The sequence below is a fragment of the Actinomyces oricola genome (assembly GCF_004104015.1).
GTDB classification, from domain to species: Bacteria; Actinomycetota; Actinomycetes; order Actinomycetales; family Actinomycetaceae; genus Actinomyces; species Actinomyces oricola.
In genome coordinates this window covers 43,256-64,181 of the sequence record NZ_RYFV01000006.1, presented here as the reverse complement: position 1 = coordinate 64,181, position 20,926 = coordinate 43,256, and the positions used below count along the sequence as shown (strand labels likewise).

16 protein-coding genes are annotated in these 20,926 nt (G+C 70.2%); 3 read left to right on the top strand and 13 right to left on the bottom strand.

The genetic code is table 11. The annotated features are described in order from the left end of the window. Positions 1-179: 179 nt before the first annotated feature. The 11 genes from EUC46_RS04055 to EUC46_RS04005 form a co-directional block, all read right to left on the bottom strand. The gene (locus EUC46_RS04055) at positions 180-806 is read right to left on the bottom strand and encodes an ATP-binding protein (protein ID WP_128772915.1); all 627 of its coding nucleotides are present in this window, start codon (positions 804-806) and stop codon (positions 180-182) included. Positions 807-969: 163 nt separating this feature from the next. Then, complete coding sequence (locus EUC46_RS04050; protein WP_128772914.1) at positions 970-2,541, bottom strand: peptide MFS transporter; 1,572 nt, start codon at positions 2,539-2,541, stop codon at positions 970-972. 227 nt (positions 2,542-2,768) lie between these two features. Beyond that, positions 2,769-4,223, bottom strand: coding sequence for a mannitol dehydrogenase family protein (locus EUC46_RS04045; RefSeq protein ID WP_128772913.1), 1,455 nt, complete (start codon positions 4,221-4,223; stop codon positions 2,769-2,771). Positions 4,224-4,433: 210 nt separating this feature from the next. Then, positions 4,434-5,084: a LutC/YkgG family protein gene (locus EUC46_RS04040; RefSeq protein WP_128772912.1), complete on the bottom strand. Its 651-nt coding sequence runs from the start codon at positions 5,082-5,084 to the stop codon at positions 4,434-4,436. Continuing rightward, positions 5,084-6,730, bottom strand: coding sequence for a LutB/LldF family L-lactate oxidation iron-sulfur protein (locus tag EUC46_RS04035; protein ID WP_241655374.1), 1,647 nt, complete (start codon positions 6,728-6,730; stop codon positions 5,084-5,086). Before EUC46_RS04035 ends, EUC46_RS04040 begins: the two co-directional genes overlap by 1 nt. Beyond that, positions 6,730-7,527, bottom strand: a complete 798-nt coding sequence (locus EUC46_RS04030; protein WP_128772911.1) for a (Fe-S)-binding protein — start codon at positions 7,525-7,527, stop codon at positions 6,730-6,732. The genes EUC46_RS04035 and EUC46_RS04030 overlap by 1 nt, the downstream gene beginning before the upstream one ends. Positions 7,528-7,823: 296 nt before the next feature. Then, entirely contained in the window at positions 7,824-8,411 is a 588-nt protein-coding gene (locus EUC46_RS04025) for a hypothetical protein (RefSeq protein ID WP_128772910.1), read from the bottom strand. A 99-nt stretch (positions 8,412-8,510) separates the two neighbouring features. Continuing rightward, positions 8,511-10,190 (bottom strand): L-lactate permease, encoded by a 1,680-nt coding sequence (locus tag EUC46_RS04020; protein ID WP_128772909.1) that lies wholly within the window; start codon positions 10,188-10,190, stop codon positions 8,511-8,513. Positions 10,191-10,439: 249 nt separating this feature from the next. Further along, positions 10,440-11,147, bottom strand: coding sequence for a 4'-phosphopantetheinyl transferase family protein (locus tag EUC46_RS04015; protein ID WP_277750470.1), 708 nt, complete (start codon positions 11,145-11,147; stop codon positions 10,440-10,442). Between the two features lie 27 nt (positions 11,148-11,174). Beyond that, positions 11,175-12,803 carry a glycerol kinase GlpK gene (glpK, locus tag EUC46_RS04010; RefSeq protein ID WP_128772907.1) on the bottom strand — a complete coding sequence of 543 codons (1,629 nt, stop codon included), beginning with the start codon at positions 12,801-12,803 and terminating at the stop codon, positions 11,175-11,177. Positions 12,804-12,815: 12 nt separating this feature from the next. Then, positions 12,816-14,477, bottom strand: a complete 1,662-nt coding sequence (locus tag EUC46_RS04005; RefSeq protein WP_128772946.1) for a glycerol-3-phosphate dehydrogenase/oxidase — start codon at positions 14,475-14,477, stop codon at positions 12,816-12,818. 463 nt (positions 14,478-14,940) lie between these two features. Here EUC46_RS04005 and EUC46_RS04000 point away from each other — a divergent pair, with 463 nt between their 5' ends. The 3 genes from EUC46_RS04000 (at position 14,941) to EUC46_RS03990 (ending at position 18,181) form a co-directional block, all read left to right on the top strand. After that, positions 14,941-15,558, top strand: a complete 618-nt coding sequence (locus EUC46_RS04000) for an amino-acid N-acetyltransferase (RefSeq protein ID WP_128772906.1) — start codon at positions 14,941-14,943, stop codon at positions 15,556-15,558. Beyond that, complete coding sequence (locus tag EUC46_RS03995; RefSeq protein WP_421701226.1) at positions 15,555-16,496, top strand: HhH-GPD family protein; 942 nt, start codon at positions 15,555-15,557, stop codon at positions 16,494-16,496. Before EUC46_RS04000 ends, EUC46_RS03995 begins: the two co-directional genes overlap by 4 nt. Before the next feature lie 449 nt (positions 16,497-16,945). Next, positions 16,946-18,181 (top strand): hypothetical protein, encoded by a 1,236-nt coding sequence (locus EUC46_RS03990; protein ID WP_128772905.1) that lies wholly within the window; start codon positions 16,946-16,948, stop codon positions 18,179-18,181. 83 nt (positions 18,182-18,264) lie between these two features. On the opposite strand, the gene disA is transcribed toward EUC46_RS03990, so the two are convergent. Both disA and radA read right to left on the bottom strand, forming a co-directional pair. Beyond that, entirely contained in the window at positions 18,265-19,335 is a 1,071-nt protein-coding gene (disA, locus tag EUC46_RS03985) for a DNA integrity scanning diadenylate cyclase DisA (RefSeq protein ID WP_128772904.1), read from the bottom strand. Positions 19,336-19,478: 143 nt separating this feature from the next. Then, positions 19,479-20,882: a DNA repair protein RadA gene (gene radA / locus EUC46_RS03980; RefSeq protein WP_128772903.1), complete on the bottom strand. Its 1,404-nt coding sequence runs from the start codon at positions 20,880-20,882 to the stop codon at positions 19,479-19,481. Positions 20,883-20,926: the final 44 nt, after the last annotated feature.

The following is a 20,926-nucleotide window of genomic DNA, read 5'->3' as shown; positions in this document are numbered from 1 at the left end:
TGCCGGCGTGAACCGGGCTCCGATTGCGCCGGGAGGCCGGGCTCAGACGTGGCTCCGGACCCGCGCGAAGCGTCCGGGCTCCATTCGCGCCGGGAGGCCGGGCTCGGGGCCTCGGACGGTGCCCGGCACCCCAACTGGGCCCCGGCCGTGCCGGGACGCGCAGGAATGACCCGCGGGGCTTAGGAGGAGTGGCCGCGGATGCAGGCCTCGCACTCCTCGACTCCCACGGCCCGGCAGCCCTTGGCGACCCACTGGGCAATCGCCCTGGGCTCGGCGTGGGCCAGGCGCAGTCCTCGGGCCAGGAGCACGTGGACGGGCTTACGGCGCTGGTGCAGGTCGCGGCGCAGGCGGTGCCACCAGGTCTGGAGGCGAGGACGGCGCAGCACCAGGGCTTCGGCAAGGATCCCGGCCTCACGGCAGCCTTGAACCAGTTCTGCGGCGAAGACGCCCTCGGCGACGAACACGGGCGCCTGCCCAATGTCCATGCTCGTGTACCCCACGGTGGCGTTGTCCGGCAGGGAGTACACCGGCACCTGGGCGCTGCCCTTGGTGCACAACTCAAGGATGGCGGCCATGGCCCGCTTGGCGTCCCAGGAGGCCGGGTGGTCCCAGTCAATGGTCCGGGAGGCGTCCTTCCAGTTGGCGCCCTGCTGGCCGGTGGTCCCTCCGGCCAGCAGCGGCATCTCCGGCTCGTCGCCATCACGGTAGAAGTCGTCGAGGTTGAGGCGCGGGGCCCCCACACGCCGCAGCAGGGAGGTTTTACCCGACCCGGAGGGTCCAGTCAGCAGGATGACACGCGCGCTCACGGGGCCCCAGTCTACGGGGCGAAGTGTTACTCCCCTCCCTGCTGCGCTGAGCCACCGCCTGCCCCCACGGCGCCTCATGGGGCGCAGGGGCGTCGCTCCCCGCTGCGGTGACCAGCGGCGGCGTCTCGGTCGGGGCCGGTTGCTCCCCGCTGTGCTGAGCCGCTTAGTTACTGCGCATGGCCGCGCCAATGTCCGCCATCTGGCGCTGCGTCCAAGGGGCGGCCGCGTACAGGCCCAGGGCCACGACGATTGTCACAGCCCCCAGGCCGTAGTAGTAGGTGGCGTCGCTAATGTGGCCGGTGTTCTCAATGACGACGGCGGCCAGGCCCTGGCCGGTGGCCGAGGACAGGAACCACAGGGCCATGGCCTGGGAGGCGAAGCTCTTGGGCGCCAGCGCGGTGGTCGTGGACAGGCCCACTGGGGACAGGAACAGCTCTGCCACTGTTTGGATTACGAAGACCAGCGCCAGGAACCACCATGGCGCCAGGCTCGCCCCGCCCGTCCAGGTTCCGAAGCCGACCCCGAGCAGGAGGGCGGACAGGCCGATTATGAGCACGGCGGTGGCGAACTTGACCACGGTGGTGGGGAAGCGGCCCGCGCGCCGAGTGAAGAACCATCCGACCACGGGGGCCAGGATGACGACCGTGAACGGGTTGACCGACTGGTAGGACTCGGGGGAGAAGGACCAGCCGAAGAAGGGGGTCCTCCCGTCGGTGTGGGACAGGGCGAAGGTCGCCATCTTGCCTGAAGCCTGCTCGAAGATCATCCAGAACAGGACCGCCCCAATCCACAAGGAGATGTAGGCGCGCAAGTGGCGGCGCTCGTGGTCGGCGACTTTCCGGGAGCGGAACATGACCATGAAGTAGGCCAATGAGGAGCCCGTCGCAATGAAGAAGAGAGCGTAGGCGATGGCCGAGGACATCTCGCCGGTGACCATGTAGATACCGGCGGTCAGCAGGCCCGTGCCCACGACGGCCGCAGCGGATCCCAGGAGGAGCTTGTCGCGGTCCCGGCCGACAAGGGGGTTGGGGATGTCGAAGGCGAAGGCCGAGAGCTTGTGCCGTCCGTAAATGAAGGCTCCGAGAGCCAAAGCCATGCCCACTGCGGCGGCGGCGAAGCCGGCGTGGTACCCGTAGGCGGCTCTCAGCCCGCCGGTGGCGAACGGTGAGACGAAGGAGCCAATGTTGATCGACATGTAGAACAGCTGGAAGCCGGCGTCGCGGCGCGGGTCGTCATCGTCGTAGAGGCTGCCCACGATCGTTGAGAGGTTCGGCTTAATGAAGCCGGTGCCGACGGCGACCAGGACAATGCCCAACCACGACAGGAAACCGGTGGGGCCGGCCAGGCACAGGTGGCCGGCCATAATGACCACGCCCCCGTAAAGGGCCGAGCGCCACGGGCCAATGATCCGGTCGGCGAAGATGCCTCCGGGGATCGCCAGCAGGTATACGGCGGCGCCGTAGGCGGCCAGAATGACTTGCCCGGTGTTCTCGTCGATCCCCATGCCGCCGCTGGTGACGGTGTCGGTGATGAAGTACAGGAGGATGGCCCGCATCCCGTAGTAGGAGAAGCGCTCCCACATTTCGACATTGAGCATCCAGGGAAGGCCCTTGGGGTGGCCGAACAGGCCCCGGTCCTCCCGGGAGGGGCCCGTGCGCAGTGTGCTGGGACTCCAACGGGTGGAAGCGGCGGAGCCGGCGCTGCCACCATCGGCGATGGTTGGGGCGGTAGGCATGGAAGCTCTTCCTTCCTGTAGGGGGCCAGTATTGAGTCAGGCCACAGGATCCGAGCAGCCTACTGTGCCTAAGCGCGGCAAGGCGCTGTTCAACCGAAGAATGGGAAATCGGTCATGATCTGGAAGCGGTCATGGACTGAACCGGTACGCGGGCGCCGGGGCTGATGACTGGGGCGGGCCGGCCGCACCGGGGCCACTGCCCGGGAGCCGGCCCGCCCCGGGGCTGCTCAGTGCGACTGCGCGGTGAGCGCCCGCATGCGGGCCCGCGCCCCCTGCTGGCGCAGGGCGGTCAACTCCTCGGTGAAGGCGGCGACGAAGCGCGAGTTGCCGCCCAGCTCTCCGAAGACCCCCTCGTGGGTGAGGAAGGCGCCAACTTCCCCGTCGTGCTGGCGGCGGGCCAGGGCCATGAGTTCGTCGCCCAGGGGGTCGTCGATTTCAATACGGCCGCCGGACTCGTCCGTGCCCTCCTCGCCCAGAGCCCAGGCGGCCACCATGGCGGCCCCCAACTGCACCGGTCCACCAGAGGCGAGGTTGTCGCGCACCGTGCCGAGAACGAACTTGGGCATGCGGCTGGAGGCGTCCTGCGCCAGGCGGAAGAGCGTGTCCGCAATGGCCTCGTTGGTGAAGCGCTCAAAAAGCGTCTCCACGTAGGCGTCCAGGTCAATCCCGGGCACCGGGCGCAACGTGGGGCGGGCCTCGCGCTCCAGGTAGGCGCGCACCCAGGCCACAATGTCGACGTCAGCGGCGGCCTCGTGCACATACTCAATGCCCAGTAGCCGCCCCCAGTGCGCCAGCCCCTGGTGGGAGGCATTGAGCAGACGGAGCTTCATGAGCTCGTAGGGGACGACGTCGTCCACCATCTGCGCTCCGGCCTGCTCGAAGGCGGGGCGCCCAGCCGGGAAGGAGTCCTCCAGGACCCACTGGGTGAAGGGCTCGGCGACCACGGGCCAGGCGTCCACAACCCCGTCGAGGTCGCGGACCTCCTCAATGTCGGCGGGCGTGGTGGCCGGGGTGATGCGGTCAACCATGCAGTTCGGGAAGGCGACGTTCTGGTCGATCCACTGCGCCAGATCGGCGTCGCTCATGGCGGCCTGGGCGACGACCGCGGTGCGGGCAATGGTCCCATTGCCCGGCAGGTTGTCGCAGCTCATGACGGTGAAGGGCTTGGTTCCGGCGTCCCGGCGGCGCCGCAGAGCCTCAACGATGAAGCCGAAACTGGTGGTGGGGTCCTGAGGGTGGGCGGCGTCGTGGACGGCGCCGGGCGAGGTGGTGCGGAAGGCGCCGGTGGCGTCGTCAATGTTGTAGCCGCCCTCGGTCACGGTCAGGGAGACGATCCGTGTGGTCGGTGCGCACATGAGGTCCAGGACGGCCTGGGGGTTGTCGGGGGCGTAGAGGTAGTTGTGGATGGAGCCGATGACGGTGGACTCGCGTTTGCCGCCGGGGTGTTTGAGCACGAGGGTGTAGAGGTGGTCCTGGCCGGCCAGGGCGTCGCGCATGCGGGTGTCTGCCGGCATGAGGCCGACGCCGCAAATGCCCCAGTCCCGGGCGTGACCCTGGCGCATGAGCCGGTCGACGTACATGGCCTGGTGGGAGCGATGGAAGCCGCCCACGCCCATGTGAACGATGCCGGTGGTGATGGCGGAGCGGTCGTAGGGCGGGGCCAGTGGAGCGGGGGTGGTCATGATGGGTCCTTTCGGTGAGCGCGCGGGCGGGTCGCGCAGGCGGGTCCCCTCCGCGCAGGCGTATGCGGTCGGTGGCGCACACCTCCAGGGTCCCAGGCGTTAAGGCGAGCGTCGAGGCCTTCCGGGACTCCACTCTTGGGCGGGGCGCGAGCTGCACCCGATCCGGGAATAATGAGACGGCGCGCCTGGTCCTTGGCCCTTCAGTGGCTTCTAGTGCGCGATGACGACGCCCAAGTTACGTGGACCGTGCACTCCATTGACCCGCACCAGCTCAATGTCGCTGGTCGCCGAGGGGCCGGCAATCCAGGTCATGGGGCGGGCGGGGTGCTCGCCGAGCACGTCGACCGCCTGGGGGACCGTGGGCACGATGGACCGGCGCTCCAGGACCACAACATGCTTGTCCGGCACCAGGCTGATAGCCCGGCGCCCCTGGTCGGGTTCACCGTCCAGGACAATAGTCCCTGAGATGGAGATGCCCACCCGTGAGCAGGTCAGCACCGCGTCCACCTGGTCCAGCTCCAGGGTGGCAATGGGGGCCTGACGGGAGTCCTCGCGCAACTGGCGGCCCCCGCGCGCGGCGGCTTTCTTGTACTCCTGGGGTAGGCCCGCCGGTACGACGACGACCCTCGCCTCGCCCAAGAGGGTGTCAATACCGTCAAGGACCTCGGTGTCCGCGGGTGCTTGGACGACGGCGGCCGAGTAGTCCTCCAGCTTGTCGACCATGTCGGCCACCACGGCCGCGGAGCCAGGATCATCCTGGCCGGTGCGGATGTAGTCGCGCGGAACGGGGCGCACCGGGCCGCGCTGGGAGCGGGAGATGGCGTCGCGGGCGCGCGCAAGAATAGCGGTCTTGGCGTCCATCAGTTCTCCTCCTTCGCCGGTGCGGAGGGCTGCGCCGGGGCGGGAGGCCGTGCCGGCACCGGTGCGTGGGCCTGTGCCGGGGCGGGATCCGGCGCCGCGACTGGACTGGCGGCGCCCGCGTCTCGGCCCGTCCCCGGTTGGCTCGCCTCAGTGTCCGGGTGCGTGCGCCTCCACCATTGGCGGAAGGTCTCGCTCGGCGCTACCGGCAGGTCGCGCGCTCCGGTCCACATGGAGGCGGGGAAGGGCAGGGCGCCGATACGCCCGTCCTTGCCGCCCACGAGGGCGGTGGCCTTGACCGCCTCGGAGGCCGCCTCCCACAGGGACGAGTTCGACATGACCGGTGTGGAGGCGGCCATGCCCACGTCCCACATGTCCGGCACCACCCGGCGCTTAACGTCCACTGAGCGGGCACGCAGGTGAATGAGGATTGTGGGGATGTCGATCTTGACCGGGCACACCTCCGCGCAGGCCCCGCACAGTGAGGAGGCGAAGGGCAGGGTGTGGACGGGGTCGTCGTCGGCCAGGCCCTGGGTGAGCTGGGGGGTGAGGATTGAGCCGATCGGCCCGGGGTAGACCGAGCCGTAGGCGTGACCGCCGGTGTGCTGGTAGACCGGGCAGATGTTCATGCACGAGCCGCAGCGGATGCAGGCCAGGGCCGAGCGCCCAATGGGGTCGGCCAGGGTTTTGGTGCGCCCGTTGTCCATGAGCACCAGGTGGAACTCTTGGGGGCCGTCGCCGGGGGTCACGCCCGTCCACATGGAGGTGTAGGGGTTCATGCGCTCGCCGGTGGCCGAGCGCGGCAGCAACTGGGAGAAGATCTCCACGTCCTGGAAGCGCGGCACCAGCTTCTCAATCCCCATGAGGGTGATGAGGGTGTTGGGCAGGGTCAGGCACATGCGGCCATTGCCCTCGGACTCGAAAATGGAGACCGTGCCGGTCTCGGCCACGCCCATATTGGTGCCCGAGACCGCCACCGAGGCGCGCAGGAACTTGTGGCGCAGGTGGGAGCGGGCCGCCGCGGTGAGTTCGCGCGGGTCATCAGACAGGTCGGCGGGGGCGTCCTCCATGCGATCCAGGAAGATACCGCGCACCTCCGAACGGTTGCGGTGGATGGCCGGGACCACAATGTGGGAGGGCATATCGTCGGCGAGTTGGACGATCATCTCCGCCAGGTCGGTCTCGTGGGCGGTGATACCCCGGTCGGCCAGGTACTCATTGAGGTTGGTCTCCTGGGTGGCCATGGACTTGACCTTGACGACGTCGTCGACGCCCTTGGAGGCGATGATCCCCGCAATAATCCGATTGGCCTCTCCAGCATCGCGCGCCCAGTGGACCACGCCGCCGCGGGCGGTCACATTGGCCTCGAACTGCTCCAGAAGCTCGGGCAGACGTGCGGCCACCTCGGCCTTGACGGCCTGGGCGGCGTCGCGCAACTGCTCCCAGTCGGGCATTTCAACGACGCGCTGGGCGCGCTTGGAACGAATAGTGCGGGTGGCGTGGCCCAGATTGCGGCGCATCTGGGTGTTGGCCAGGGTGCGGTGGGCGCCTTGCGGGAAGGTCGTGCCCCAGCGCAGGGTGTTCTCCGGCTGCTCGACGTCGGTGCGCCAGCCGCCGGTGCGGGGCATCCCCAGGAATGTCTGCGACATTAGCGCGCCACCTCCTGCTTGGGGGCGAAGGAAACGTTCCCGGTGAAGGGGGCCTCCTTGGTGGAGGCCAGGATTTCGGCCAGATGCATAATCCGCACCCCGGCGTTGACGCGCGACAGCCCCCCACCAATATGCATGAGGCAGGAGTAGTCGCCAGTGCACAGCACCTCGGCGCGGGTGGCGATGACGGCGCTCATCTTGTCCGCGAGCATGGCCGTGGAGGTCTCGTGATTCTTCATGGAGAAAGTGCCGCCAAAACCGCAGCAGACGTTCTCATCGGGCAGTTCCACCAGGGTCAGGGCCTCCACCGCCCGCAGCAGCCGGTAGGGGCGGTCGCCGACCTTGGCAATGCGCAGGGAGTGGCAGGTGGGGTGGTAGGTGACTGTATGGGGGAAGTAGGCGCCAACATCGTCCAGGCCGAGCACGTCGGTGAGCAGCTCGGTCAGATCGTAGGTGTGCTTGGCGATCTGGCGCACTCGGTTGGCCAGAGCCGCATCCCCCACGTGCTCGGCGACCAGCGCCTGCTCGTGGCGGGCGGCACCGGTGCACGAGCCCGAGGGGATCACAATGGCATCCCATTCGCCGTCGAGCACCGGCTCGAAGGTGTCGGCGTGGTTCCGGACAATGCGAGCGGCTTGCTTGAAGTACCCGGTGTTCGCGTGCATCTGGCCGCAGCAGACCTGGCCCTCGGGGAAGACGACCTCATGGCCGAGCCTTTCCAAGATGGCGACGGTCGCCTGTGGGGCCTGCGGGAACAGGGTGTCCGCAAGACATGTCGCGAAGAGTGCGATGCGCACAGTCGAACCTCAATTCAACGACCTCGTTGCGTGATTCACCGGACAGGCTACCGGGGCGGGCGCACCTCATCTGACATCCTGGGCGGCGCCGGGGCAGTGGCGCCGTGAAGCGGCTGAATTTCAAGGGTCGTGGGGGGGCGGCGGGCCGCTGGGGCGACGGCGCGGGGCCGGACGCCGACGCCGTTTTGCGTCACGTCATTGTGTGCTTTTGCGGGTGAGGGCGGGCCGTGACGGCCTCATCAACCACCAGGGCGATATCCTCCTTGCCGGGCGGCGGTGGAGACGGGGCCGGGGCCTCACATGCTCCAGGTGCTGAGGGTGGCCACGACCAGGTCGCAGTCGGTGGAGACGGCGAGGTCGTTGACCTCGACACCGATGAGCGGGTCCGGGGTGCTGGTGCTGCCCTGGCCGTCGTACTCGCCCTGAAGGATCTGCTCCGCCGGGTGCGTGGGGACGGTACGGAAGGCGCACTCCTGGGGGACGTACTGGTGGAGGTCGGGGTACACGGCGGGCAGGAGTCCCGTCTCCTGGGTGGAGGCGTCCGCCAGGACCTGGGCGTCAGCGTGCTCGACGGTCATGACCAGGTGGAACCAGTACAGGGTGTCCGGCGAGGGGAGGCGCGAGGCCGTGACCACGTACTGTGTGGCGAAGTGGGCTGACAGGACGTGCATCCCGGGCACTCGCCGGACCACGGGCTCCAGGTCCGTCTGCACCGCGGGCGGGGGCTCGTTGTCGGGAAGGTTTTCGGTGAAGGCCGCGAAACGGGCGTCCTGCGGCATCTCCTCCGCCACGTCCTGCCGGGAGCAGGATGTGGTCCCCAGGACCGTCAGCGCCAGGCACAGCAGGACCGCCAGGGCCGGTCCGGCTCGTCCTGCTCCGTGCAACGGGGCCTCCTGTAACGGTTGGTTGGGGCCAGTCTACGTGGGGGAGCGCCTGCACGCCTCCACCCGGGCCTGGATCACCCGTCCTGGGCCCGGCTCGGCTCAGGACGGCATGTACCCGCCCAGCCGGCCCTGGGAGGCGATGAAGACCAGTGCGCACAGCGCCAGGAGTAGCCCCAGGGAATAGGGCGCCACCTTGCGCAGGACCTCGGCGTCCTGCCCGGGGGCGTCCACCGCCGTGGTGGCAATGGCCAGGTTCTGTGGGGAGACGATCTTGCCCAGGCCCCCGCCAATGGTGTTGGCGGCCAGCAGGGTCCGCGGGTCCAGTCCCGCACCCTGGGCGGCCGTGGCCTGAAGGTTGGCGAACAGGGCGCCGGCGCTCGTCGCCGAACCCGCCACCGCGGTGCCGATCCACCCCAGGACCGGGGACAGGAAGGCGTAGGCGGCCCCGGTGGCCGCCAGAGCCGCACCGATCGCGGTCGTCTGCCCCGAAAAGTTCATGACATAGGCCAAAGCCATGACGCTCACAATGGTCAGCACCGCCAGGCGCAGGGTGCGGCAGGTGCTGGCCAGAGTCGCCAGCCCTTTGCCCACGCTCATTTCGAAGGTGCCGGGCACGGAGCGGGCCGCATACACAATGGTGACAATGAGCCCGGTCAGGAAGATCCAGGTGCCCGGGTTGGACAGGATCTGGAGGGTGTAGACCGCGCTGGTGGCCGGCCGGCCGGCGGCGTCGAGCAGCCGCCCGTAGACCCCGGGCCACTGGATGGCCACATCAGTGCCCTTCAAGGCGTCATTGAGATTGACCCCCAGGGTCCACAGCTTGGTGACGGCGATCATGACCACCACCAGGACATAGGGCAGGAGTGCCAGAATGACGCGCTCGCGGCCGGGGACGTCGTCGGCCTTGACTTCGGAGCGGTACTCCTGAGGTGTTGTCGGGGTCCACAACAGCAGGAAAACGTAGGAGGCGGCCAGGCCCAGCAGGGAGGCCAGCACGGCGGTGAGCTCGTAGGAGAGCGACGGCGTCAGGAAGTGCCCGGCGCCAGTGGCCAGGCCGGCCACCACTGCCAGGGGCCACAGCTGTTTGACACCGCGCGCACCGTCCAGGATGAACAGGAGAACAATGGGGATGACGGCGCACAGTATCCAGGTGAGGCGACCCATGTAAATGGCTACGGTGACCGGCTCTTGGCCACCGAGCCTGGCGGCGGTGGTGGTGGGGATGGCCATGGCGCCAAAACCCACATTAATGGCGTTGCCCACCATGACCACGACGGCGGACTTCAGCTTGGGCAGGCCCAGGGCCGCGACCATGGCGGCGGCAATGGCCACTGGCGCGCCGAACCCCGCCAGGCCCTCCAACAGGCCGCAGAAGGAGAAGGCGACAATGAGGGCCTGGGCGCGCGTATCGCCTTTGCCGATCGCGTTGAACACGGCGCGCAGATCCGCTGAGCGGCCCGAGGCCTCGGTGAGGTTGTAGAGCCACACGGCGGCAACAATGATGTAAACGATTGGGATCAAGCCCATAATGGCGCCCTGGGTGGCGCTCATGGCGGTCATGGCCACGGGCATGTCGAAGAAGACGATGGCGATGACGGCGGCCAGACCCAGGGAGATCATGGAGCACCAGTGGGTCTTGACCTTGAGCACGCCCATGAGCACGAAGAAGGCGATGAGCGGCAGGAGCCCGACGGCGGCAGTGAGGAAGACGTTCCTGCCGACCGCCGTGGTCGAGGGGGTGAAGAACGCCGCCAGCGCGGCCGGACGAGCAAAAGGCATGAGCGCTCCGGGACAGAGTCAGTGAACATTCCTTGGCCGGGGTCGGCCGGCCGGCCGGCGGCCCCGAGTCGGGGCTCGCCCACCGGTCAGCGTTGACCAGTCGGGGCCGGGCGGCCCAGCGGCCGAAAGCAATTATCCCTCAAGTCGCCTTCAACAGGGCTCACCTACTACTGGTTTGGTCGACGGTGTCTGCGCATTGGAGAACGCCCCAGTGCCCCGCGCGGTGCCGCCACTCCTCGCCTCCAGGGGTTAGCCGCGGAACTCCACTGGATCATCGCTCAACGCCAACAATGGAATCGCGAGGGCCGTCAGGAGCAGGTCCCCGCTTCGGCCCCACCGCCCGTGGACCACTGTGGTCGCGCGGTTCGGCAGGACGAGGGGGGCGCCCAGGAGCCGGGCCCGGAACCTCCCGGCGGCGGGGTCGATCTCAATCTCCGCCTCTTTGAACCCCAGCTGGGTGTCCATGACGGGGGACCACGCCTTGAACACCGACTCCTTGGCGCTGAACAGCAGGCGATCCCAGTGCGGCCCCGCGTCAGGCAGCTCGGCCAACGCGTCTCGTTCTGCGGTTGAGGCAATGAGTCTGAGCACATTCCGAGGAAGCGCCGCGTTCGGTTCGGCGTCAATGCCCAGGGCGACCAGATCCCGTGCCCGAGCCACGGCGGCCGCCCGGTAGCCGGAGCAGTGGGTGATGCTCCCCACGAAGCCGTCCGGCCAGACGGGTCGGCGTCCAATTCGACCGATTGGCGCGTCGGGCACACCGAAACCGCGCAGTGCCCGACGCGCGCACGCGCGCCCCCCGAAGAACTCGGAGCGCCGGCCCGATGTGGCGGTCGCCACAAGGCGCTCTTCTTGGGTGAATGACGCGGTGACTTCCTCCTCACCGCTCTCGGCGCAGATGGCGCTGTCCGGGAGGAGCGACGCCAAGCCCGAACGCGTCAATGCGGCCCCATCCACGAATAGTCGCCGCCCGCGGTCACGGTCTTAATCCAGGTGAAGCAAGTTCTCAGCGTCTCGCCCCTTATCACTGGAGGTCGATTCACTGGAGGTCGATCCGCCACCGAGCTCTACGACGTCGTCGTCCACCCAGTCCAGAGTGCGCTTGACCGCCTTCTTCCAGTTGCGGAAGAGGCGCTCGCGCTCGTTGTCCTCCATGGTGGGCACCCAACGGCGCCCCTCGACCCAGTTGTCAACCACATCCTGGGTGCCGGCCCAGAAGCCCACCGCGATTCCGGCGGCGTAGGCGGCGCCCAGGGCCGTGGTCTCAGTGACTCGCGGCCGCACCACGGGCACCCCGATCTGATCGGCCTGGAACTGCATGAGCAGTTCGTCGCGCGTCATCCCGCCGTCGACCTTGAGCTCGCTGAGGGCCTGCCCGGAGTCGGCGTTCATGGCCTCCAGGACCTCCCGGGTCTGGAAGGCGGTGGCCTCCTCCACGGCGCGCGCCAGGTGCCCCTTGTTGACGAAGCGCGTCAGCCCCACCAGGGCGCCGCGGGCGTCGGGGCGCCAGTGCGGGGCGAACAGGCCGGAGAAGGCCGGCACGAAGTAGGCCCCGCCGTTGTCCTCCACACTGGCCGCCAGCTCCTCGATCTGCCGGGACTCGCTCATGATTCCCAGATTGTCGCGCAGCCACTGCACCAGGGACCCGGCCACGGCGATCGACCCCTCCAGGGCGTAGACGGCCGGCTCCCCGCCGATCTGATAGCACACGGTGGTCAGCAGCCCATTGGTGGAGCGCACCGGGGTGGTGCCGGTGTTCATGAGCATGAAACAGCCGGTGCCGTAGGTGTTCTTCGCCTGCCCCGGCGCGAAGCAGGCCTGGCCGAAGGTGGCGGCCTGCTGGTCCCCCAGGATCCCGGCTATGGGCACGTCCTCCAGCAGGCCGTTGGCGCGGCCGCGCCCGAAGACCCCCACCGAGGGGCCGATGGTCGGCAGCATGGTGGGCGGGATGCCCATGTCGGCGCAGATGCCCTCATTCCAGTCCAGGGTGTCGATGTTCATGAGCATGGTGCGCGAGGCGTTGGTGACATCTGTGGCGTGAACACCGCCGCGGGGGCCGCCGGTGAGGTTCCACAGCACCCAGCTGTCCATGGTTCCGGCCAGAAGGTCCCCGGCATGGGCGCGCTCCCGGGCCCCGGGAACATTCTCCAGCACCCAGGTGATCTTGGGGCCGGAGAAGTAGGTGGACAGGCCCAGACCCACCCGGTCCCGGTAGCGGTCGGGCCCGGAGTCCCCGGCCAGGCGATCGCAGATGGCCTGGGTGCGGGTGTCCTGCCAGACGATGACATTGTGGACCGGCTCGCCGGTGCGCCGGTCCCACACCACGGTGCTCTCGCGCTGGTTGGTGATGCCCACGGCGGCCAGCTCGCGGCGGTTGATCTCCGCCTGAGCGAGCACCTGGGCGACGACAGCGCGCACATTGGCCCAGATCTCAGTGGCGTCGTGCTCCACCCGGCCGGCGCGCGGCAGAATCTGGCGATGCTCTTTCTGCGCCGCGGCGACAATGGCGCCGCCGTGGTCGAAGAGAATGGCCCGCGAGGAGGTCGTTCCCTGGTCAATGGACAGGACGTAGCGCGCGGGCCGGGTCGGCGTGCTCTGCCTGCTGCTGTTCATGGCCGGATCCTTTCAGACGGCCCGGCTCATGCGGGCCACGGCGGCCGCGTCGGTGGCCTCGGCCTCGGCGGCGGCCAGTTCGGCCACCCGCTGGGTGTAGGACTTCTTCTCAGCGGTGGTCCGCCGTTCGTCCCAGCCCAGTAGGGGGGCCATGACCTCCAGGACCTCGTCGGCCGCGCCCAGCCCCCGGTCGCGGTGCTCCATGTCCAGGCGCACCCGGCGCACGAGCACCTCCTCCAGGTGCTCGGCCCCCTCATGGGAGACCGCCCAGGCGACCTCGGCGCGCAGGTACCCCGGGGCCTGTGACAGGGGCCGGCCCAGATCGGCGTCGGCGTCAATGGACGCCAGCAGGGCGGGGGTCTCGTCGCCGTAGCGGTCCAGCAGGTGCGTGACCCGTTCCAGGGTCCAGCCGCGGGCGGCGGCGATCTTCCCCGCCTGCGGGAGGAGGGCGGCGTAGTCCTGGGCGCCCACCAGGGGCAGGTCCGCGGTGACGCAGGGCAGGGTGCGCGCCAGCGCCTCCCCCAGGGCGTGATCGACGGCGTCGGCCGCCATGACCCGGTAGGTGGTGAGCTTGCCGCCGGCAATGGCGGTGAGCCCGGGGGCCAGGCGGGTGACGGTGTGCTCGCGCGAGACCTTCGTGGAGGAGGCCCGGGCGCCGGGCTTGAGCCTGGGCTGGAGCAGGGGGCGCAGGCCGGCGTAGACCCCGATGATGTCCTCGCGCCTAAGGGGACGGGTGAGTACCGAGTTGGCGTGCTCGAGCAGATAGTCGACGTCGGCGGCGGTGGCCACCGGCTTGGCGACGTCCTGGTCCCAGGTGGTGTCGGTGGTGCCAATGATCCAGTAACTGGGCCAGGGGATAATGAACAGGACCGATTTCTCGGTGCGCAGGAAGAGCCCGGTCTGGGCGTCAATGGCCTCCTTGGGCACCACCAGGTGGATCCCCTTGGAGGCCAGCACCTTCAAGCCCCCGGCGGTGGTGGCCAGATCCTGGGTTTGTTCGGTCCACACGCCGGTGGCGTTAATAATGCGCCGTGCCCGGACCTCATGGGCGGCGCCGGTCTCGGTGTCCAGGACGTGGGCGCCGACCACGGTTCCGTGGGCGCCGCGCAGGAAGCCGGTGACCCTGGTGCGGGCCGCGGCGTGGGCCCCGAGGCCGACGGCGGTGCGCACCAGGTCGATGACCAGGCGGGCGTCGTCGACGCGGGCGTCGTAGAAACGGATGGCCCCCACCAGATCAGAGGTGTCCAGGGCGGGGGCGAGGGCGGCGGCGCCCTTGCGGCCCAGGTGCTTCTGGAGGGGGACGGTGCGTTGGCCGCGAGCGCCCGCCACTGCCAGAGCGTCGTAGAGGCCCACGCCCAGGGCCGAGTAGCTGCGCTCGTAGTGGTGCTTCAGCGGCCACAGGAAGGGCTGCGCCTTGACCAGGTGCGGGGCGATCGTGGTCAGGAGGCGGCCCCGCTCAGTGAGCGCTTCGTTCACCAGGGGGAAGTTGGCCTGGTAGAGGTAGCGCAGGCCCCCGTGGACGAGCTTGGAGGACTGGCAGGAGGTTCCCTGCGCCCAGTCGCCGGCTTCAACGATGCCGGTGCGCAGCCCTCGGGCCGCGGCGTCCAGGGCGATCCCGGCCCCGGTGATCCCACCGCCGACGACGAGTAGGTCCAGTCCCTCGGCTGAGGTCATGGCCTCCAGGGCGGTACGGCGCTGGTTGCGGTTGAGGGCCGTGGGGGCCACCGGGCCCGGGGCGGGGCCGGCGGTCGGTCCGGTTCCCGAGGGGACGGCGTCGGGGGCGGGGTCGTCGGGGGCTGGTTCTGCGGCCGGCTCCGGGGCCTGTGGGCCGGTGGGGGCCGGGTCGCCGTCGGGGGCGGTGCTGGCGTCTGCGGGGGCTGGTTCCTTGGTCACAGTGGGATCCTTCTCCTGGGCGGGCGGAGTCGGGCGCGGCTCCGAAGAACGGTGATACTCCCAGGATCGTCGCTTCATGGCAGGATGCACAACGCCACGGCGCCAAGTTACTGGGCCCGGCCCGTGGCAGTCGGGGCGGGGCCGGTGCTGCTAGCCTGGCGCATCCCGCCGACCAGGCCCGGACCGCGGCGACCCCGGGGCCGGGAGGCGGCATTGTGGACATTGTGGAAGCGGAAGGAGACCCATGAGCAGCGCAGCGCACCTTCAGACCATCCGCGGTGCCCGCCCCATCCGCGGTGCCCGCCGCCTGGGCCCCCGCCCGCCGCGAGACCCGAAGTGGCGCACGGTGCTGCGTCCGGCCCGGCCGGCGGACGCGCGCGCCATTGCCGAGCTGGTGCGCCCCTATGCCGAGCGGCGCATCCTCATAGCCAAGGACCTCATCGCCTACTTCGAGGATATCCAGGAGTTCACCGTGGCCGAGGGCGCCGGGCCGGGCCCCGACGGCACCGGCGGCACCGGCCTGGTGGGCTGCGGGGCCCTGCACGTCATGTGGGACGACATTGCTGAGGTACGCACTCTGGCGGTCAACCGCGACTACCTGCACCGGGGGATCGGGTCGGCAATCCTTCTTGAGCTGCTGGAGCGGGCCCGGGTTCTGGGGCTGCGCCGGGTCTTCTGCCTGACCTTCGAAGAGGATTTCTTCGCCGACCACGGCTTCAAGGAGATTGAGGGCACGCCGGTGGGTATGGACGCCTTCGCTGAGATGGTCCGCTCCCACGACGACGGCGTAGCCGAGTTCCTGGATCTGGCACGGGTCAAGCCCAACACCTTGGGCAATACCCGCATGCTCCTGGAATTGTGAGCGCCCCGGCCCGCAGCGGCGCAGAGGACGCGGAGGACGCGGAGGACGCGGAGGACCGTGCCCGTCAGGACGCGGTCCTGACCTGGTACGACGGCAGCGCCCGGGACCTGCCCTGGCGCCGGGAGGGGACCTCGCCCTGGGGCGTGCTGGTCAGTGAGGTCATGAGTCAGCAGACGCCGGTGGCGCGAGTGGTCCCCGTCTGGCAGGAGTGGATGCGCCGCTGGCCCGGGCCCGCTGATCTCGCGCCGGCCCCCACCGCGCACGTGCTACGGGCCTGGGGGACCCTGGGCTACCCGCGGCGCGCTTTACGTCTCATTGAATGCGCGCAGGCGGTGGTGGAGCACCACGACGGCGCCGTGCCCACCGAGCGTGACGCCCTCCTGGCGCTGCCCGGGGTCGGGGAGTACACGGCCGGGGCGGTCATGGCCTTCGCCCATGGTCGTAGGGCGCTGGTGCTGGATACCAATGTGCGCCGAGTGCTGGCGCGCTCGGTGGGCGGACAGGCCCTGCCCGCCCCGTCGCTGACCCGGGCGGAGCGCGAGCGCGCTCAGGGGCTACTGCCCCGCAGTGACCAGCGTGCCGCCCGATGGTCGGCGGCGGTCATGGAGTTGGGGGCTCTGGTGTGCACCGCCCGTGAGCCGCATTGCGACGCCTGCCCCTGGGGGGAGCAGTGCGCCTGGGTGGCGTCCGGACGCCCCGCCGACGTTCATGCGGCACGACGGCGCACCCAGGCGTGGCACGGAACCGACCGGCAGGCCCGGGGGCGGATCATGGCGGTGCTGCGCGCCGCAGACCCCGAGGTGAGCGTGGGGCGCCGGGAGTTGCTGGCGGCGGTCTCGGGCAGTGACCCGGCCCAGCCGGCCAGGGCCCTGTCCGGTCTGCTGGCCGACGGTCTGGTGGCCACTGACGACGACGGGGTCACCATCCGCCTGCCCTGACACTCCCAGCGGGTGAGGGCCGGGGCGGCTGCTTGCGCCGGTACAGTCGAGCCATGGCGCAGGGACGGGACGCGAGCACCGGCAGTGGGAAAGGGCGACGCAGAGGCGGGCGCTCCTCGTCGGCGCGCCTCCCGCATGTGCGATCCAGTGATTCGGGCGCGGGTGCTCAGGCGGCCAGGCGCGCCCACCGCCCGGGTGTTGCGCGTGGTGGCTCGGCGGCGCGCGGGGCCGCCGGCTCCCGAGGCGCGGGTGGCCCCCGAGGAGCGGGCGGCCCCCGAGGAGCGGCCGCGCGCGGCACCGCCCAGGGGCGTGCCGGCTCCCAGCGGGGCCAGGGCCCGCGGGAAGGGACTTCCCCAGGCTCTCCGCGACGCGGCGGCAAGGGGACTGGCACCCGGGGCGCCTCAACCGCACGCGGCGGCAAGGGGACTGGCACCCGGGGCGCCTCAACCGTGCATGGCGCCCGAGGTCAAAGGGGCCACGAGCAAGGAGCCGCCCGGGGCCAGGGAGGGCGCGAGCGCTCCGGCCGTCAGGCCACCGGCCGTCGGCGCAGTACTCGCAGTACTCACGGTCGTACCGCCGCCCAGCGGGGGCGCAGACCTCAAAGGGCTCCGGCACGGGGCGCCTCGGGGCGCGGCGCCACCGGGGCGGGCGCCCGCCGCGCCCCCGGTGGGCGCAGCGCCAAGGAGACGGGCGCCTCAGTTGCGCGCGGGGCCGGTCGGGCCGGCTCCGAGGGAGCCGGCGGCCTCCAGGGCGGCGCCGCCCGCCAGCGCCGCAGCGATCGCGCGCACAGTGGTCGTGAGCGCAGCGCACAGACTGGTTCCAGCCGCGAGCGGGACAATCTGGCCTGGATCCCGCGGGACGAGGTCGGCCCCCGGCAGACCCCTCCGGGGACGGCTCGCGCCGACCGTACGTCGGTGCGGCAGCGCGTGCGCCCCGCCCGGGGCAGGCTCCGGTCCCTGCCCCGGCCCGCCAACCGGGGCCGCGATTCCCGGCTGCGCCGCCTTGGGGTGATGGCGCTGCGCCATCTTCTGGTTGTTGCCCTTGCGGTCTTCATTGTGGGCGCGGTGGGCTGGGCCGTAGTCCAGGGCGCCATTAAGGCCCGGGACACCATTCGTGAGCAGGACGCCCAGGAGGCGGCCGAGAGCGCCACCCCCACATTCCCGACCCCCGTCAACTGCGTGCCCGACGACCTGGTCGTCGAGGTCGCCACCCCCGACTCCGTTAAGGCCGGTTCCGGTATGGCCGTTAAGGCCACCATTAAGAACGTTTCAAAGGCGGCGTGCCTCCTGGACGCCGGCGGGGCCTCTGTGGGGACGGTGATCACCTCGGGGAGTCAAACCATCTGGACGTCGACCGTGTGCCCCTCCGGCCCGGAGCACCGCGAACTGCTCATGCCGGCCGGCGGTTCGACGTCGGTGACAATCACGTGGGACGGCTACTCCCAGGGGACGGACTGCTCGCCGGCGCCCACCCAGGCACCCACCACGGCGACCCCGACACCCACCGACCCGGCGGCGAGCGCGCAGCCCTCCGAGGGCGCGGAACCATCGGCCTCGGCCACCCCGGAGGCCGAGGCCCCCCAGTCCTCTTCAGACCGGCTCCCGGCCACCGCCGGCACCTACCGGGTGCGGGTTCAGCTCGGGGGGGAGGACCTCACCGAGGAGCAGGTCTTCGTGGTCGAGTAGCGGCCCCGGCGGCCCCATCCCGGGACTCGCCCGGGGGCCGCCGTGTCGCAGTGCCCGAGGCCGCCTAGGACCCGGGGCGGCTTTCAGGAGTACCGGTCGACAATGGAGACCTCGGCCAGGCGGGAGAGGCCGTCGCGCAGCGCGTGCGCCCGCCGCGCCCCTACGCCCTCAATGCGCTGGAGCTCGTCAATGGTGGCCCCCAGCAGGGTTTGGAGGGAGCCGAGCTCATTGACGACGGCGTGCGCTGTCTCCAGGGGCAGTCGTGGGATCTTAGCCAGGATGCGCAGGCCCCGAGGCGAGATCTGGGCGTCCAGGTCCTGCCCGTCGGTGCCGCCCAAGCCCATGGCCTGGGCGACCATGGCCAGGTCCAGCAGCGCCGGGGAGCCCACCCATTTCAGGCGGGCGTCAACAGTGGCGATCTCCATTCCGGCCGGTAGATAGTCCTGCATGAGGAAGTCGCGCTCGGCCATGAGCCCGCGGGTGAGTTCTTCAAGCTGGAGGGCCAGGAGCCGCCCGTCGGTGCCCAATTCGACCACGTAGCTGTCAATGTCACTGGCGATGCGCCGCACCATCTCCAGCAGCTGGAGGACGACGGCGACGTCGCGGACTGTCACCAGATTCTCGATCTCCAGGGCGTCCAGCCCCGCGGAGGTCTGGTCGAGGCGGGACTTGTAGCGCTCCAGGGTGGCCAGGGCCTGGTTGGCGCGTGCCAGGATTGCATCACTGGGCTCGATGACGTGGCGCTTGCCGTCCGCATACAGGGAGATAATGCGCATTGACTGGCTCACCGAGATCACCGGGTAGCAGGTTTGACGCGCCACCCGCTCGGCAGTGCGGTGGCGCATGCCGGCTTCGGCGGTCTCAATGGAGGCGTTGGGCAGGAGCTGCACATTGGCGCGCAGAATGCGGTTGGCCGCCCGGTCGACGACGACGGCACCGTCCATTTTCGCCAGCTCGCGCAGCCGGGCCGCGGAGAGCTCAACATCGAGATTGAAGCCTCCCGAGGAGATTTCCTCGACCGTTTCATCGAAGCCCAGGACAATAATGGCGCCGGTTCGGCCGCGCAGGATGCGCTCGAGCCCATCGCGAAGGACGGTGCCCGGGGCTATGAGGGCCAGTGTTTCGCGCAGGAGGGTGCCGGGGTTCTCGGTCATCAGTAGCTCCTTGGGGAAGGTGGCCTCCTGATGGGGTGGCCGACAAGTCTCTCAGGCCCATGGTAGTGATCAGGTGTCATGACGACTCCTCCCTGTGTAGGACAGTACTCCCCATTGCGTCATCCTTTTGGGCTACTGCACCATCACCGCGGCAGGGCTGCGCCGACCGCCTCCCCCACATGGGAGACCGCGAGCACCTGCATCCCCGGGACCTCCCGCAGTTCCGCTGAGCCCGCCAGGGGCACAATCGCCCGGTCGAATCCGAGGCGCGCCGCCTCCGCCAGTCGCCGCTGGATCCCGAGCGTGGCCCGTACCTCCCCGGTGAGCCCCACTTCTCCGAAGGCGACCAGGCCCGGGGGAGTGGGGCGGCCCTGGGCGGCGGAAACGACCGCCAATGCCACGGCCAGATCCGTGGCCGGTTCCACGGCCCTGGCCCCGCCCACGGTGGAGACGTAGACATCCGAGCTGGAGGTGTCCACGCGCAACCGTGCGGTGAGCACCGCCAAGGCCATGGCCACCCGTGAGTGATCCACGCCGCTGGTGGTGCGCCGCGGCGAGCCGGCCGCAGTGCCCGCCACCAGCGCCTGGACCTCCACCGGCATGGGCCGGCGCCCCTCCAGGGTCACGGTGGCGCAGGTGCCCGGGACCTCCGAGCGGGCCGCGGACAGGAACAGCCCCGAAGGATCGGCCAGGCCCACAATGCCCCGCTCCCCCAGGTCGAAGCAGCCGACCTCATCGGTGGGCCCGTAGCGGTTCTTCACCGCCCGCAGCAGCCGCAGGCGCGCATGACGGTCCCCCTCGAACTGGCAGACCACGTCCACCAGGTGCTCCAGCACCCGCGGGCCGGCGATCCCACCATCCTTGGTCACGTGCCCCACTAGCAGCACCGGAATGCCCCGCTCCTTGGCCACGGCAATGAGCGCCCCGGCGACCGCCCGCACCTGGTTCACGCCCCCGGCACTGCCTTCGACCTGGGCCGAGGCAATGGTCTGCACCGAGTCCACCACCAGCAGGGAGGGGCCAGCGGCCTCAATATGCCCCAGCAGCGTCCCCAGCTCGGTTTCGGCGGCGAGGAGCAGGGTCGGGGCGAGGGCCCCAATCCGTTCGGCGCGCAGCCGCACCTGGGACGCCGACTCCTCCCCGGTGACATAGAGGACGGGGCCATGGTTGTGCTCACTGGCGACAAGGGCGGCTTTGGCGGCGACGTCGAGCAGCAGGGTGGACTTGCCCACGCCGGGCTCCCCGGCCAGGAGCACCACGGCGCCCGGCACGATCCCACCCCCCAGGACCCGGTCGAGCTCCCCGACCCCGGTAGGGCGGGCCCGGGCCTCCTCAGCGCTGACCTCCCCAATGGGGCGGGCGGCCACTGCAGGGCGGGCGGTGTCGGCGCGGGCCCGGGCAGCGGGGCCTGCTTCCCGGGGGGCCTCCTCCAGGGTGCCCCACTCGCGGCACTCACGGCACTGGCCCAACCATTTGGGGCTGGTCCAGCCGCACTCGGTGCAGCGGTAGTGGATCTTGGGGGCCTTGGCGGCTCGCACAGTGGGCATGAGGGCAGATTATCGGCCGCCACTGACGCGAGAACCCTCCCGGT